This is a genomic window from Pedobacter aquatilis, assembly GCF_032678425.1.
GTDB lineage: Bacteria > Bacteroidota > Bacteroidia > Sphingobacteriales > Sphingobacteriaceae > Pedobacter > Pedobacter aquatilis_B.
Genome location: NZ_JAVTSG010000006.1, coordinates 334658 through 350552 on the forward strand (window position 1 = coordinate 334658; position 15895 = coordinate 350552).

18 protein-coding genes are annotated in these 15895 nt (G+C 39.9%); 4 read left to right on the forward strand and 14 right to left on the reverse strand.

Annotated features, from left to right (window positions below):
- Positions 1-11 precede the first annotated feature (11 nt).
- Both R2Q16_RS18170 and R2Q16_RS18175 read right to left on the reverse strand, forming a co-directional pair.
- Complete coding sequence (locus R2Q16_RS18170; protein ID WP_316739175.1) at positions 12-2204, reverse strand: catalase; 2193 nt, start codon at positions 2202-2204, stop codon at positions 12-14.
- A 13-nt stretch (positions 2205-2217) separates the two neighbouring features.
- Complete coding sequence (locus R2Q16_RS18175) at positions 2218-2772, reverse strand: ferritin-like domain-containing protein (protein WP_316739176.1); 555 nt, start codon at positions 2770-2772, stop codon at positions 2218-2220.
- 409 nt (positions 2773-3181) lie between these two features.
- Between R2Q16_RS18175 and R2Q16_RS18180 the strand changes: the two genes are divergently transcribed.
- Positions 3182-3712, forward strand: coding sequence for a sigma-70 family RNA polymerase sigma factor (locus R2Q16_RS18180; RefSeq protein WP_316739178.1), 531 nt, complete (start codon positions 3182-3184; stop codon positions 3710-3712).
- A gap of 73 nt (positions 3713-3785) precedes the next feature.
- Here the strand turns inward: R2Q16_RS18180 and R2Q16_RS18185 are convergent, their stop codons facing one another.
- The 9 genes from R2Q16_RS18185 to R2Q16_RS18225 form a co-directional block, all read right to left on the reverse strand.
- On the reverse strand, positions 3786-4241 hold the full coding sequence (locus R2Q16_RS18185; protein ID WP_316739180.1) for a PA2169 family four-helix-bundle protein: 456 nt from the start codon (positions 4239-4241) through the stop codon (positions 3786-3788).
- Positions 4242-4644: 403 nt separating this feature from the next.
- On the reverse strand, positions 4645-4830 hold the full coding sequence (locus R2Q16_RS18190; protein ID WP_316739181.1) for a CsbD family protein: 186 nt from the start codon (positions 4828-4830) through the stop codon (positions 4645-4647).
- Between the two features lie 52 nt (positions 4831-4882).
- Entirely contained in the window at positions 4883-5269 is a 387-nt protein-coding gene (locus R2Q16_RS18195) for a hypothetical protein (RefSeq protein ID WP_316739183.1), read from the reverse strand.
- Between the two features lie 24 nt (positions 5270-5293).
- A complete protein-coding gene (locus R2Q16_RS18200; RefSeq protein WP_316739184.1) occupies positions 5294-6307 on the reverse strand; it encodes a hypothetical protein in 1014 nt (337 codons plus the stop codon).
- Positions 6308-6385: 78 nt separating this feature from the next.
- The gene (locus R2Q16_RS18205; RefSeq protein ID WP_316739186.1) at positions 6386-6967 is read right to left on the reverse strand and encodes a hypothetical protein; all 582 of its coding nucleotides are present in this window, start codon (positions 6965-6967) and stop codon (positions 6386-6388) included.
- Between the two features lie 17 nt (positions 6968-6984).
- On the reverse strand, positions 6985-8259 hold the full coding sequence (locus tag R2Q16_RS18210) for an OmpA family protein (RefSeq protein WP_316739187.1): 1275 nt from the start codon (positions 8257-8259) through the stop codon (positions 6985-6987).
- Positions 8260-8562: 303 nt separating this feature from the next.
- Complete coding sequence (locus R2Q16_RS18215; protein WP_316739189.1) at positions 8563-9282, reverse strand: LytTR family DNA-binding domain-containing protein; 720 nt, start codon at positions 9280-9282, stop codon at positions 8563-8565.
- 203 nt (positions 9283-9485) lie between these two features.
- Positions 9486-10832 (reverse strand): HAMP domain-containing sensor histidine kinase, encoded by a 1347-nt coding sequence (locus R2Q16_RS18220; RefSeq protein ID WP_316739192.1) that lies wholly within the window; start codon positions 10830-10832, stop codon positions 9486-9488.
- 409 nt (positions 10833-11241) lie between these two features.
- Positions 11242-11370, reverse strand: a complete 129-nt coding sequence (locus R2Q16_RS18225) for a hypothetical protein (protein ID WP_316739193.1) — start codon at positions 11368-11370, stop codon at positions 11242-11244.
- Positions 11371-11650: 280 nt separating this feature from the next.
- Here R2Q16_RS18225 and R2Q16_RS18230 point away from each other — a divergent pair, with 280 nt between their 5' ends.
- The 3 genes from R2Q16_RS18230 to R2Q16_RS18240 all read left to right on the forward strand — a co-directional run bounded on the left by R2Q16_RS18230 (position 11651) and on the right by R2Q16_RS18240 (position 13376).
- Positions 11651-12211: a Crp/Fnr family transcriptional regulator gene (locus R2Q16_RS18230; RefSeq protein ID WP_316739196.1), complete on the forward strand. Its 561-nt coding sequence runs from the start codon at positions 11651-11653 to the stop codon at positions 12209-12211.
- A gap of 70 nt (positions 12212-12281) precedes the next feature.
- A complete protein-coding gene (locus R2Q16_RS18235) occupies positions 12282-12896 on the forward strand; it encodes a DUF6506 family protein (protein ID WP_316739197.1) in 615 nt (204 codons plus the stop codon).
- 30 nt (positions 12897-12926) lie between these two features.
- Positions 12927-13376, forward strand: coding sequence for a VOC family protein (locus tag R2Q16_RS18240; protein ID WP_316739198.1), 450 nt, complete (start codon positions 12927-12929; stop codon positions 13374-13376).
- Positions 13377-13902: 526 nt separating this feature from the next.
- Here R2Q16_RS18240 and R2Q16_RS18245 read toward each other — a convergent pair.
- The 3 genes from R2Q16_RS18245 to R2Q16_RS18255 are packed head-to-tail and all read right to left on the reverse strand — an operon-like array spanning position 13903 to position 15669.
- Positions 13903-14430 carry a DUF892 family protein gene (locus R2Q16_RS18245; protein ID WP_316739201.1) on the reverse strand — a complete coding sequence of 176 codons (528 nt, stop codon included), beginning with the start codon at positions 14428-14430 and terminating at the stop codon, positions 13903-13905.
- A 14-nt stretch (positions 14431-14444) separates the two neighbouring features.
- A complete protein-coding gene (locus R2Q16_RS18250; protein WP_316739202.1) occupies positions 14445-14807 on the reverse strand; it encodes a two-component system response regulator in 363 nt (120 codons plus the stop codon).
- A gap of 31 nt (positions 14808-14838) precedes the next feature.
- Positions 14839-15669, reverse strand: coding sequence for a PAS domain S-box protein (locus R2Q16_RS18255; RefSeq protein ID WP_316739204.1), 831 nt, complete (start codon positions 15667-15669; stop codon positions 14839-14841).
- Positions 15670-15895 lie beyond the last annotated feature (226 nt).

The window sequence follows — 15895 nt, forward strand, 5'->3', positions numbered from 1 at the left end:
GATTTATATTTTTAGGCTGGAATTTTTCTAGGGTTCTCCCGTTCCCAAAACCTGTGCATAGCGATCATCCCGATAAATATTTCGCAAAGTTCATCAAGGTTATCAGATAGCAGTACACCCTCACGCATTACGGTTTCCTTTGAATACTCAGCAGGAAGTTTTTTATAAAAATAAGTTGCTTCCAATACCTGTATCGCGGCCTGGTCCGCCGCGATGGCCTTACAATGTTTAAACGATTCATTTAAGAAATGTATCGCATCAGCTTCAGCTTGCAGGGTCGCTACCGAGTTTAGCCCAGCTGGTATATATACTGCATCGTACAACACGGAAGCCGCCGTTAAAAAGCTTTCGTCCACGGCAATTTCAGCATGTTGATCACCAATTATGTTTCCGAGCTTGGGTGCAATGATGTGCACAACCGCACCGGCTGCTAACAGCGAGTCTTTTACTTTGCCTAAAGCGTTTTCATCCACGCCATCTGCTGCGAGAATAGCAATTTTTCTGGTTTGAATGGTATCCTTCACGGTAAACGCCATGCTCAGCGCATCAGATTTTAGTATGTCCCCGGTGGGATTGATGGAGGTATAATCGCTTTTTTCTCCATCAGCCGGGATACTATTATTAAGATCCGCTAAATGGATTTCGGGGATATGCAAACCAAGCGCATACGCAACTTCGGTGGCAAGTCCTTTATCGATTTGGGTAAGTAAAGCCAGCATTCTTTCTCTGATTTCAACTCCTTTAACTTTCCCAAGCTCAAAACTAAGTGCATCTATGATGTGGTTTTTTTCAGGATCACTCTGTGAATTGAAGAACATTCTTGCCTGAGAAAAATGATCGAAGAAACTCCGGCTTCTTGCCCTTATTTTCTTGGAATCAATACGCTCATTGTGGCTCACAAAGCCCCCGTCTGCTTCTTTTACCTGTTGGGGATCATTTTGGGCAATTGCGTTCGGTCCATAGCTGGTCTTGCCTTTATTAATGGTCTGACGCATATAACCGTCTCGTTGGTTATTGTGTACAGGAACAACAGGTCTGTTTATTGGGATCTCATGAAAATTCGGCCCGCCCAACCTGATCAGCTGCGTATCAGTGTAAGAAAATAGTCGTCCCTGCAATAATGGATCATTTGTAAAGTCAATGCCGGGAACCACATGTCCTACATGAAAGGCAACCTGCTCTGTTTCGGAAAAGAAATTTTCAGTGTTTCTGTTCAGCGTCATTTTGCCGATACGCTGGACTGGTACCAGCTCTTCAGGAATCAGTTTAGTGGGATCCAAAAGATCAAAACCGAATTTAAATTCATCTTCCTCCGGAACGATCTGAACACCAAGCTCCCACTCCGGAAAGGCACCGGATTCGATAGCGTCCCACAGATCCCGTCTGTGGAAATCAGGATCCTTACCTGAAATATTCTGTGCTTCATCCCAGGCTACAGCGTGAACACCAAGAAGGGGCTTCCAGTGGAATTTCACGAAACTAGAAATACCCTTAGCGTTAACCAATCGGAAGGTGTGGACACCAAAGCCCTCCATCATTCGGTAGCTTCTGGGCAGGGCGCGATCGCTCATTGCCCACATAACCATATGGGCAGACTCAGGCAATTGCGATATAAAGTCCCAGAAAGTATCGTGTGCAGATGCCGCCTGGGGCATTTCGTTATCAGGTTCGGGTTTAACGGCGTGAATCAGATCCGGAAATTTCATGGCATCCTGTATAAAGAAAACGGGCATGTTGTTCCCGACAAGGTCAAAATTACCTTCCTGGGTATAGAATTTAACAGCGAAGCCGCGTACATCCCTTGCCAGATCGCTGGAACCACGTGAGCCGGCTACCGTTGAAAAGCGGACAAAAACGGGTGTTTCCGCACCAGGGTCACACAAAAAAGCCGCACGGGTGATTTCCGACATATCTTCGTAAACCTTGAATATGCCGTGGGCAGCCGAACCCCGGGCATGAACGACGCGTTCGGGTATCCGCTCATGATCGAAGTGGGTTATTTTTTCCCGAAGGATAAAATCCTCAAGAAGTGTCGCCCCCCTATCGCCTGCCTTGAGCGAATTCTGATCATCGTTAATTTTCACTCCGTGGTTGGTCGTCATTGATTGCCCGCTTGCCTGGGTTGTAAAGGATTGCAATTTGTCCGTTTTAATATTATCCTGCTGAACAGGTGTGCGATTTTTGTCGGATGTTTTCTTAGCCATAATATTTTCCTTTTTACGCTTCTTTGGAAGCCTGTTGATTTAACTTTTCTTCCGCCAGACTGGTTAACTTTTCATCTGCAAGTTGCTCCTCAGCCAGCGTTTGGTGGAGAATAGCGGATACTTCAGATAACCCTAGTGTTTCAGCTAACCTGATAAGACCGCTATAGCTTGCTATTTCATAATGCTCTACCTTTTGGGATGCGAGGATAATCCCGACATCCCTGGTCGAAGTACCTGGTGGCGTTTCCTCAACAATGCCTTCTGCTTCCTTGGTTATACCTTCCATTGCATCGCATTTTTTGGCTATCGGTTTATTACCCAATAATTCAAAAATCTGCTCTAACCTGGCTACATGTTCTTTGGTTTCCAGAAGATGGGCCTCTATTGCTTTTTGCAGTGTAGGAGCCGTGGCCGCGGAGATCATTTTGGGCAGTGATTTGACCAGGTGGTTTTCTGCCCAGTATAGGTCAGCGATGGAATCCTTGAAAAGTTCATTCAATGGGCTTAATGCAAGGGATTCACCCTCATTGGTGAATTTTGAATCTTTTTGTGGCTGTTTTGTTTTCATGATGATAGGTGTCTATTTTGTAGTATCATTACAACCCTAAAATCTGTGTATAAGTTTTGGATATCTTTCATGAATCCGTTCCGAAAGATGGTGAACACAAATTTCCAGGCCTGAGTTATATAGTCAACGTCACCCGTTCCCAGGAATCCACAGCTTGGTATGGCGCACTCTGCATAGCTTGAAGCTTAAAACCTTATGGTTTTATGTATAGTTGTGAATAGCCTCATGATGTCAATTAAATGATGTCAGATGTATACATTTTCGCACAGCTTCTAAATCCAAAACTTCAATAATGAATGGTTTAATGAACGTAGGAGGATAAAGTTTCGAAGGTTATCCATGACCTCAATCTCGATGTAAATCTTGGTCTATAATTTGCTATAGCCAACCAAGACTTAAACCAAATCTTATGACGACTACTGAATTCAGTAAACAGACATCAACGCTCGCTCCCTATCTTCTGCAGTTTGCAATGAGATATACCAATGATGCTGAAAATGCAAACGATCTTGTTCAGGATACGATGGTAAAAGCTTTCAAATATCACGCACAATTTGAAGAGGGCAGCAATCTAAAGGGTTGGTTATTTACGATCATGAAAAATACCTTCATCAATGATTACAGAAGAAAGGTAAGATCCCAATCGCTTATTACTAAAACAGACGAACTTAGTTCCAGTGACTTAAGTTTAAGCGCGAGTCGAAATAGCGCAGAAGGCTCAATGATCATGAAAGACATCCAGATAGCTTTGAAAAGCATTCCTGAATGTTATTCTAAACCTTTCATCAGCCACTTCGAGGGTTTTAAATATCATGAGATAGCGGAAGAGTTGAACATGCCCATAGGAACGGTGAAGACAAGAATTCACATCGCAAGAAAACTCCTAAAAGAGTACTTAACAACGTATGCGAAATACGATTATAAAAAAGGTATGGCTTAATACCAGTATCAAATTATACAAGAAAGCCGCTAATTTTAGAATTAGCGGCTTTCTTTTTAAAGAGATTTATCCTTTAAGCGTGTACATCCCTTAAAGCCTTGATCGCATCGTGACTGATGTTAATTTCTCCTTGCTGTTTTAATAGCACACTTCTAACGTTTTCTCCAAGTTCATTTTCAGTTAGCGCATCGCGGTATGCTTTTTTGATAGCATCTTCACCACGTTCGCATTCCGCTAAAATACTATGGCGGTCGTCGCCACCGAAACTAGCTTTAATATCAATCCAAGCCCTGTGAAGCGTTCCTAAAATAGTATTACCTGTATCGGGAGTTTCAGCATGTCTGCCAACTAACCCGGCTAGTTCGATCACATTGCTACGGCTATCAGATGACAGTTTATCAAAAGTTGCTTTCAGGTCAATATTTTCTTCAGCTAAATCTGATGATGCTTTATCAAAGCCATCGGCCCTGTCATTATTGATTTGGATAAGGTCGTTTAATATTTCTACTGTTTTTTCTGAATTTTCCATTGTTATATATTTTACTTTAACAACATTTGAATTGACAATATGTTTTCATAAAACCTGGAATTATGAACGATAATGCAGCAAGATTTATAACACAGAATCAACACAATCTGAACTTTGATATCGTCAAGACACGCTATAATGTACTTTTATAAATTAATACAAGACTACAACCTGAGGTAGGAAATCTCATCCTAATTTTACTGGCAATATTCGCAATTCAGTTCAAAAACAACATATTGCAATGGCCTGGAGCCAAGTAAAAATAGAGAATACGCGGTAATAATCACAGGATTTTCAGGGAAGCTTATATTGTCACCTTTTGTGGGAATCAAAGGCAGTCGACATCAGTCATCCATACATATGGGACAGGCCTCCACTAAATGGAAGCCTGTAAACCATGATCTTACAATGATTTTAACCAATCGGTAACCTGCTCACGGGTTTTACCTGTTTTCTGTTGCAATTTGCCGTAAAGCTCATCCTCTTTACCATCTTCATACTTCAAATCATCGTCAGTTAAATCTGCATAAGCCTGTTTTACTTTTCCCTTAAGCTCATTCCAGGCGCCTTTTAATTCTAATTTGTCCATTGTTTTGTGTTTAGGGTGAATTTATTTTGGTTAATTATATAATCTCAAAGCATCACTTCGGGATATCTTTAGATGCGTAAACGCTGTCTACAACGTATCTGCTGAAACCCCGCCACGGCAGGTTATTTTTGTATTCCTTATAGTGCAATTCATAAAATTTTCCGCTGTTGCCCATCATCTGCTTCGCTATGTTTTCATCTGAAACGGAAAACTCAAATTCGTTGTTTTCTAAAGTGCCGGTTTGCCTGGAGCGAACTCCGCTTTGAATGAGCTTTCCCTCATTGGTTTTGAAGATATAACCCTTTTTTACTATGTAATTTAGCTCGCCGGCTTTAACACCCTCACCAAAAACAAAGAAATGATTATAATAGATTATACCGCCAATAAGCAAAACAGCTATAATTGCGAAAATGCTTCCAATTTTTTTCCCTTTGGTCATAAATTAAAATTTAAGATTTTAAATTTATATGCTGCTTTCAGGTACTTCCTGCACAACTACAAGCCTTTTATTTGAGGCAATAATGGCACCATAGCTGGCACTTACAGCGCCTACAAGCATTCCGAAGAAGGAGAATAAAGCAAATTTTGAAAGCGCCGAAGCCATTTCATCACCAACTTCCCTGGCTTTTGCTTCTGCTTGCGCCTTAACTTCCTGTACCTTTTCCCGGGCAGTTTTAATTGTTGTAATCCAGTTATCTACAATCTGCTCAGATTCAGCCTGACTTTTCCCTGTTCTATTTCTTACAATATTTACTAAAGCCTCTTTGTCTGCTGCTTCGAAAGTAGAATCGTTTTGAGAGAAAAGTTTTGATATCAAAGCATCTATCCGCTGTTGGGCCTCTTGCGGGTTTTCTAAAATTTCTTTTCCTGTAGATTTTCCTTCCCCTGATGCCTGGTTTATTTTTTTATCCAGACTGCCGGGCTGAAGCTCTTTCTTTTCAGTCTGCTTCAACAAGCGTTCAGCCTCCTGTTTCATTTTTCCGAAAGTGTTTTCATCAACGCCTAACTGGTCTTTAACCATTTTGCCTGCTTCTGGTGCAACCGCTTTTATTCCTTCACCGGCTAGAGAAAATCCTTTAGTGATCACTGAACCTGCACCGCCTATAATTTTGCCTACTGATGACGTGATTAAATACATATTAAGAAAAGTAAGCAAGCACCATGTCAGTAAACCGTGAAGCACTAAGTCAGTTCTTTGGACATGGCTTGAAAACCACCCTGCAACCCATCCGCCGCTGAAAACGGAAATCAACATGCTTACTATCCACCAGACCAAAGCACCCATTCCTAATCCGCTAAATGGTTTTGCTTCATCCAAAGGATTAATACTCCCGAAGCCAATGCCAAGACCGAGAAAGCTTAGTAAAAGTTGTACAGCGATAGCAATGAGTACGCCAGCAATTATTGCTCCCCAGGATAAGCGACTGATAAAACCCAATACAGATTTATCTCCTGCAGTTTGAATCTTGTGTTCCATTTTATATAATTGGTTAGGTAATGATTTATGTGTTTTTTTAAGCTGCCTTCATAAGAAAGCAGCCTAAGAAAATTTATATTAATTGGTCAGGTCACCTTTAACCTTATTTGCAGTTTTTTGGCCTGGCAGATAAATCTGGAAACCGAAAGACAGATTAAGATTGTTCTGGGTTGTCGAACTTCCAAAACCTACCAATCCATTGTATTTTAATAAGGTCTCCAGGCCGATATTCGGCGTAATGAAATAGGCGAAGCCGGGACCAACACTCAGGTTAAGTCCATTGGTGTTACCGCCGCCTTTGCTGACATTAACGCCTCCAATACCAACAGTTGCTTCTGCGAAGAAACGGCCATGGCGCAGCACCTCAACATCTTTTCCGGTATAGTAACGACCTAAGGCACCCACACCATAACTGGTTGTTGTGTTGGAGTTTTTTGCAGTTTGCAAACCAAAATTCACATAACCACCTAAGGCTACATTATCCTGAATGAACCAGGCAGCTTTTGGCGTGATGTCCACACTGAAGATTTTTGGATCGTCCAGGCCTAAGTTGATGTTGGTCAGGTTGCCACCCACCATTACGTTGCCTTTCTGTATCTGGGCATTGGCTGCAAGGATTGTTGTTGCAGAAATGATTATGCCTGCTAAAAATTTTTTCATGATTGATGTTTTATTGATTAATATAAAGTGAATTCCACACGGCGGTTTTCCTGTCTGCCGGCAGCAGTTTTATTCGTTGATATTGGCTGGTCTGGTCCGTATCCGGTTGCTTCAACCCTTGATGCATTTACGCCCTGGGAAACCAGGTATGTTTTTACGGATTCTGCACGCTCTTTCGATAAACGAAGATTCAACTCTCTTCCACCGGTGTTATCTGTATGCCCGGCCAGTTTAAGGCTGAAGTTTTTCTCGATTAACAGCGATGCGACCCTGTTCAGCGTCGAGTATGATTTAGTACGGATGGTTGATTTTCCAAGGTCAAATTCAAGGTTTGAAATCGCATCCCTGACAATTTTACGGTCAGCTTCTGTTATAACGGTAGTTTCTTTTAAAATCGTTTGAGTGACCGTTAACGGACAGCCTGACCCATCGACAACGGTTGCAGCCGGAGTGCCCGGGCATTTATCAAACTTATTGGCTACACCATCGTTGTCATCATCCGCAAGATCTTTTGCATACTGTTCACGGTCTCTCGCTGCATTTTGCTCCGCTGTAGATAATGCCCTGCGGAGTTCAGCACTTTCCTCTGCGCTTTGTTTGCGCAGGTCTGCAACAGCACTGTAGTTTTGCAACTGGGAATTTTCGCTGTTACCAAGCGAGAACTCAAGTCCGGCATGTGCATAAGAGAATCTGCCTTCGTTGTAAACATTTTTAACCGTAGGCGAAGACTTTATGAAGTTGATGTCATAGCCCAGGTCAATATTGATACCTCTGGCCACACCAAATTTAAACCCAACGCCTGTCGGGATGAACCAGCCTTCCCTGTCGGCGAAGACATCAACGCTTGCCAATCTGGAATCCGAAGACATATAACCTGCACCAGCTTTTAGGTAGGGTATCAACACCGCATTTTCAGTATTCAGGCTAAAGTTTGCAATATTCAATACGGCAGTTAATGATCCTGACCAGTTGATACTGTTTCTTTGTTCAATTGTGCTTGTAGAATTCAAAGTCTTGATTTCCCCGCGAACAAAATCAGCCTGAAGGCCTAAGGCAGGGAGAATCTGCTTTTTGATGAAAGCACCATAACCAATGCTCTTAAACTCCCTCGCTTTAACACTTCCGCCTCCCAAAAATGTATTCTGGCTTAAGATACCCCCATGGGCACCAATACTCCAGGTTCTTAAAGACTGCTTGCCGAACCTGCCTGCTGCGTTAGGTTCATCTTGGGCAAACAACTGTGTTGAAAGGCTCAAAAGGCCAATCGTCATCATTGATTTCGTAAAATTCATATTCATTTTTTTTGTGTTATTAATTATTAATTATTCCCAAAACTTAGAGGATAAATAAGCTATCATTCTAAAATGGCAATTGAAAATTCCGCATCTTGGCAGGATTCAATAATTCACTATAATCCAATAGCTATAGCAGACGATTAGCTATCAACGTTTTCAGTTCTGATAAGCCATCACATTGCTAAATAAATCCAAACAAAGTAAAGAAGATGAATTTTGGTGCAGGAATTGGTTCGACAGAAAGCGCAATCTATCCGACAGAAGATTGGTTTTAATCGTCAAGAAAAATAACAGATTAGCTTAAAGCCAGGATTTGAAATGAGATTTGAATTGCGGTCGATACTGAACCGATACCGGAATGACTGCTTTTCCAATTTTAACGGTATAATTTTGAATTGCATCAATTTTATCCAACGCTACGATAAAAGATCTGTGGATACGCATAAAACGGTTCGCGGGCAAAAGACTCTCCATCGTTTTCATGGTAGATAAAGCGGTAATCATTTTGCCCTCTTTTGTAAATACCTTAATGTAATCTTTTTGACTTTCGCCATAAAGAATTTCATTAAACGGAACGCGGATAAGCTCATGTTCTACTTTAAGAAAGACAAATTCTACAGTATCAGGTTTTTGAACGATGGCTGATAAATGATTTCTAGCCTTGAAAGCAGCCTTAAAAAAATCCTCATAGGTAAATGGTTTCAAAAGGTAATCAATTGCATCCACTTTATACCCTTCGGATGCATAATCTCCAGAACCACTGATGAAGATTATTCTTGGCATATCCCTTCCATATTGGTCATAAAGGGATTTGGCGAAGCTCATTCCATCAATACCGGGAAGATTGATATCTAATATGATAAGGTCTATGCTTAATTTACCGATTAAATCTATCGTTTCTACAGGATTGCTGTGAACAGAAACCAACTCAAGGAAAGACGTTTCCCTGACAAAATCTGCCACGAAATTACTAACCTCCAGATCATCATCGATGATTATACAATTTAATTTTGTCCTCATAGTATTGTCGGACTAGATGAAATTATAAGGTTTGGAGTGTAACTGAGCATTAAGGCATTCATTATGCCTCAAAGGTAACTTTATCTTTGGAAATTAAAAATCTGAACAGCCATACGTTTTGCCCCATGAGATGGTATCAGAATAAAGGTTTCTGATCACCGACGAAACTAAGTGTTCTTTTTAGTAACCTTAAACTCGCAAATTTATTTGTACGGAATAAGGAAACTTACTGTACAGCCCTGACCTTCATCACTCTCAAGGAATATCTGGCCACCTTGCTGATTAATAAGCTGGCGGCAAAGGTATAAACCTAACCCGGTACCCTGCTTTTTACCTCCGGCCTGATAAAAAGGTGTGAATAACTTTCCTTGCTTACTTTTAGAAATACCCGAGCCGGTATCTTTCACAGATACGCTTAATAAAGGAAGATTATTTTCTTGCTCAATTTTAGCCGACAAACTAATTGAGCCTTCATCTGTATACTTTATAGCATTACTCAGTAAATTGATAAGCACCTGCTTAAGTCGCAGACTATCACCCTGAACCTGCAAAATGTCATTTCCTTCAAAGCTGAAATTTAAATCAAGGTTTTTCCGCTCAGCCATAAATCGCATAGCTTCGACAGAATCGCTGATCGCTTCGTAGGGAGAAAAAATGGACAGGTTCTCTTCATCTGGATTCTGCTCAAATTTACTCACATCAAGTACATTGTTCACAGTTTCCAGTAATAATGATGAAGCTAAATTTATAGAGGTCACTTTGGATTCCTGATCCTCTTTTAGCTGTGTTCTCCTGAGCATAAAAACAGCACCATTTATTGCCATGAGTTTATTTCGTATTTCATGGCTCATAATAGCCAATATTTCCGATCGCTGACCGGCTAACCGAACTGCCCGTAAATTCTCTCTGATGTATCTTCGTTCTGCTAAAGCTGCTTTACGAATATAAATCAGCAACAAAATGATAAACAGTAAAACGAAAGCTGTAGCTACAGCCGTGTAGATATTTAAATCCTGTGAAGTTGATTTGTATTCTTCAAGAATTTTTTCCCGACTCTGCTCAAAGGCCATCTGGTCTATAGCCTGGAAATCCAGCAAGACTTGTCTCAGTTGGGTCAACAGGCTCAGATTTGCTAAAATCAATTCCTGGTTTGAATGCATCAATCGACCGTATTGTTGCCCAATTTGCTTTATCAATACCGGATCTTGCGGAATATTGCCATCCTGTACCTTTTTAGTGCGAATTGTGACAACTTTAACTTCTGATTTATTCTGCACGGCATCTTTGAGTCGTTCTATAAGACCCCTGTTTGCGGATTCTTTGCGCACAGATACGGCTGTATCCGGAGGAATAGTTCCTGAGGGATTGGTGGCGTAATCTCTTACCGTATTAACGGTTGTTTTATCAAGCAGGAATGTAAACCTTTTCTGCAGGTCAAACAGTTGCTGAGATACCTTGAGTTTTTTCTGCAACGCATGGGCAATTTGTGCCTTGCTTTGTGGGGTATCAGTATTATTAGCTGGTTTATAATAACTTATAATCGTTTCCATTTTCGCAAAAATGGAGCTAAGCTGTTGCTTATAAGCTAATAACTCCTCTTCATTTCCGTTTGAACTGGCTTTTCTGAAACTGTTTTCAGATAAATTTAAATCAAATAATAATTTACTGATTTTAGGTTGATGGCCAGGGTTGCCTAGTTGGCTGCTCAGGCGGTCTAATTTGGCATTTATTGTATGACGTAAAATATATGAGCCTCCGGCAATGATAAATGTGAAAACCAGAAAGATACTAAGCAGTTTTCTAATTATTCGGGTAATACTATTTGATTTTCGGTAGTCAACCATATTTATTGTGCTTCATTAAATTAGCACTATTAACAGTTATCCATCAAAAATAGTTTCAAATTTTAGTGCTGTAAAATTTAAATATCAGATACTTACATAAGCCCTGTGCGCAATACTATACCAAACCAATTGCCCCCTCACCGCCAAAATGCCAATAGCCAACTTCAGGTAGAGGCGGCCAGGGTGAAAAAAAATATAGTGAAACCGCACTAATTGGTAAAGTGGTCAGTTTAATCTCAATCATCCCTAGCCTCAACTTAGCCATCATCCCCAAATGGTATAGAAATCCAAGGATAATAAAAACATCCTTGGCATGGCTTTAATTTCAGGTTAATTCCCTTCACCCACAGGCATGGTTTGCCGAAATAAATTTTAGACAAAAAAAAATCCTTTTGTGCTTATCGAAATCCATTAGGTTACATTTGTAAATTATTTTTTGAACTTGTCATTTATGATGGTTATAATTTGTGAAGAATTAACTTATAAATAGCTTAATTTGTATTTCAATAACAGCTCAAAGAATTATGAATCCACTTCTTCAGCAATTCAAAAAATATGGTTCCGTAAGCCTGGCAGCTGAAAAGAGTATCGAGCAAAAAACCAAGAGGTTAATAAAGAGGAAAAATGATCATTTTTTGAAAGAAGGCCAGTTGGTAAGCAGTTATTTTGTTGTTGAGAAAGGTGTTTTTAGGGCTTACATTCATCGGAAAGAAAAGGAAGTAAATGTTTGGTTTGGAGAAGAAGGCCAAATTTTTGGTGCGATTATGCCCATGTATGCCAACATGCCTTCTCCCGAAAACATTCAGTTTCTGGAAGATGCAGAAGTATATGCCATCGCAGTTGATGATCTAGAAAAGTTATACAAGCAATATCCCGAGCTAAATTTAATAGGACGTAAAATTGCAGAAGAAGTATGTATCATTCTGGAAAATAGAATTATATCCCTACATACAGAAAGTGCACCAGAACGTTACCTATCACTAATCAAGGAGCATCCCAATTTATTAAACAGGATTAATTTAGGCCATATTGCTTCATATGTCGGCGTAACCCAGGAGACTTTGAGCAGAATACGAAAGGCCTAAAACGATTTTGATCTACATCAAAAAAAGCGACTTATTTTGTACTGAACTTTGCATCATCAAGTAATTAGATATGCAAAGTATAACATCAGTAGCTCAAAGGTCGCTTAACAAAGCTATAATTTACGAGGGTTATGGAGCGGTAGCGAATGCAACAAAATTTGTGCGTGAAAGCGAATCGGGACGTCTTATTATTATAGCAATCGGTAATCCTTCCGAATCTTTGGCAACTGCAATTGGACTCGTCGATGAAGGCATAGAACTTATAGAGTTTTGTGGTTACATTCCCCTTATCTGGAAGGTTAAGGTTGCTGAAGCAATAGGCAATCGAGCAAGGGTAAGTACGGTAACTTTCGGAATAGAATCAGTGGTATTAGCTGCAACCTATAACCAGTCTTTTTACCAGGGCGTGCCACCGCGTGAAGCGTTTATAATTCTGGAAAGTGGTAGTGATCCTATTCAAGATCGTTTCGAAAAGGTTTTTGCCCCTCAGCACACTATATTTATTCCTGTACCTGATGAGCAAACCGGTGTTAACGTTGCAGTAGAGCTTGCCGATGCAGGATACGGATTGATTGAGCTATATGGTGGATTTACCACTATTGGTGCGGCTCGCATTATCGAAGCAGTTGATGGTAGAATTCCAGTTGGGGTTGGAAGTTTCACACTGGAGGCAACAAAATTTTAAATCATTATAAATAAAAAAACAGATTAGAATATGCGTAACAAGAAATTAAATTGGTTTCAAAACGTGGAACACCGGACACATCCTCACCAAGGTTTAAACTGGCTCACAACGACCATCAGTGTACCAAATGTGGTAAAAGCGGTAAATTTTTATACTGAAGTAATGGAAATGGTTTCCATCTCAGAACTGGAAGACGAAAAAGGAGAGCTAGTCTTCGCAAGAATTCGCTATCGTGGAAATAATTTTGTGCTAAATAAGGAACATTGGGATTTTAACGCGGTTGCACCAATTACATCAGGGCAGGTATCCCCATTTGTTTTCTACCTCTATGTTGATGATGTGAGAGCGTTATTAGCAGAGATTAGAAAAGATACTGAGTCAAAGATTTTAGTTGAGCCAGAAATGCAATTTTGGGGAGATTTGAAAGCAAGAATTCAAGATCCATTCGGTTATATCTGGGATTTAGCGGAAAAGGTATAAAGATATTAGATGCTACTGTTATCATTAGTAATCCAAGGCCTTTTGGTTAAAGCAACAATTAGAGTGTAGGTTTTATACCAGTGATTAAATAAACTTATTAAGTAGATATTAAACAGTAGTAAATCGCCTGTAGAGGTTAAAAATGCCCTACTAAAGATGAGATTCGAGTAAAACCAGTCGACATTAATGCATAGGGATAAAATTCATTGTTTTAACAGATTCCTGGATTGAAGTTGTGGATCTATCTCCGTTAGTTTCTGCTTTAGCTTAGCCAATCGGCCCGTATCGCACAAAAATTCGGGCGACTACAGCATGTATTTCCATCCCGGGTTGGGGAGCAGATCGCAAAAAGCTTCTATAGGCCAAGAAAAGTTCATAAAATGTGTTTAGCAGCGGATAAACCCACCTGAAGACAAATGGTAAGTTGACTTTTTAATAAAGCAACTTATTTCAGATGGGCAATTGAAAATCGGGAAAATCTGGGTCACCTTTCCAATATAATGGCTACTGCGTCTGGAGTGCCTTTTCAATTAACGATATATTTTGACGAGATTAGCAGAAGCAAGGTCCTGTCAGATCTTGCTTCATCATAGTTATCTTTTAGGAGTTTATTGATATGAGGATTGTGCAGCTTTATTGCTGCCATCTGCAAGATCTGAAAAGAAGACATTTCAATACTCTCTATGTTCTGGAGATAAAAAATGATTGAAAGATCCTGAAGTTCTGCGTCACCAATCTGCTCGTTGATTGCCTCGAAAGCATCATCTATCAGGCCACTCACTCCATGGATACTACCATGGTTTGGATTTGAATCCAGTAGCGTATATATCAATTGCATTCTGGCAATTTGTTTCTCAACGTTATAGACAGTATTTTCTATGGCTTTCCTAAGCTCATTAAATTCAGCTTCTTTAAGAAGTTCCGGGAGTTTTTTTACCAGGTGTTCCTTTGCACCATAAATCCTGTCAAGATGCTTAAGAAAAAACTTTTTTAACCTTACTGAGCCTAGATTGATGTGTTCCCATGCATTGTTGCCATTTTTTTGCTCGTTCATCGTCTGATTTTTTTCTAAGATAAAAAATCTTTTATCATATTGGTGAGCTTAAATATGTCGAAAGGCTTACTGATGTAACCGTCAGCACCACAATGTGCTGCAATACTGGCAAGATCTGGCTCAGCTGAAACTAAGAACACGGGAAAATTATTAGCTGTTGTGAAGCCTTTTATATCCTCACATATTTGATTGCCAGTTTTATGGTAGCCAACAATATTGACATCAAGTAATACTAAATCGGGATTTTTGGTAATAATCTCTTCCGCATCAACACCATTGGATAATAAAATTGATTCAAATCCTTCATCCTGAAAGATAATATTCATAATCTCCAGTATGTCTTTGTCATCATCAATAGCAACTATGCGTTTTATCATAATATATTTAAATAATACCTGGATTTTCTCTTTAAATTAATTCTGACACCTCTATTCCGTACCTCTCATAGAAAGCAATACGGAAACGATTTACATTTAGATATCCAGCAATTGCTGCAAGGCTCTTAATGTTATTGCCTTTTTGTGTCGCTATCGCCTCCCAAACCAGGTGAAACCTAATTTTAGATATGAATACTTTTGGCGTTACACTCATCAGGCGCTTAACCTGCCTGTGTAATTGCCGTTCGGTCATTGCAAGCTCACTACTCAAAAACTTTAGATCAAGCTTTGGTAGGTGCGTTCTGACCAATAACTCAAACTTTTGCAACCAAAGCCTGTCCAGGATTGAAATCTCTTTGCTCAAATTTAGCCAGCCCACATTTGGATCCTCACCATTTGGAACAACTGAGACCTGCGCGATTTCGGCAGAAAAAAGCTGCTTTTGTTCTTCCCCTAATCTTTCCAGAATAAGCGAGATATGGTTATGTTCATCCACCAACCTTTTTGTTGTAATGTCCTTGCCAATGTAAAAGAAAAGCTGATCACGTTCGATGAATATTGAAGTCCAGGACAACCAGACCATTGTCTCATTCTTTGTAATATACCGGATCATGAATTCAGCGACCTCATTGCCACGCATTTGCTTGTCCATCATCTGTTTATACAATGTCTTATCCTCAGGATGGATCAAGGTTTCGATTGAGCGAGAGAAAAGTTCTTCAGTACTATAACCCAATAAATTTGTAACCGCAGGATTAATTCTTTTTAAGTAACCATCCTGATCTGCTATGCATAAGAGATCCGGGTAAAGCTCCAAAAAGTAATCAATATCTATTTTATCCGGTATTATATTTTCAATCATTTCGGTTATGTTGAGCGGTTATATCTGCGGCAAATATGCTGAACATTAATAAGTTTGCAACAGCGAATGATTTCAATTGTTTCATTACAGCCGCTATTATTGACTTTTGTCAGAAACAGTATGTTTTTGTCAGTTTTCCACTCAACAACTTCAGATAAAATCATCACGCACAATCCAAAAGTTGCAATTCCGACCTGTTAAAGACAGCCTTTAGGGGCATTGATAA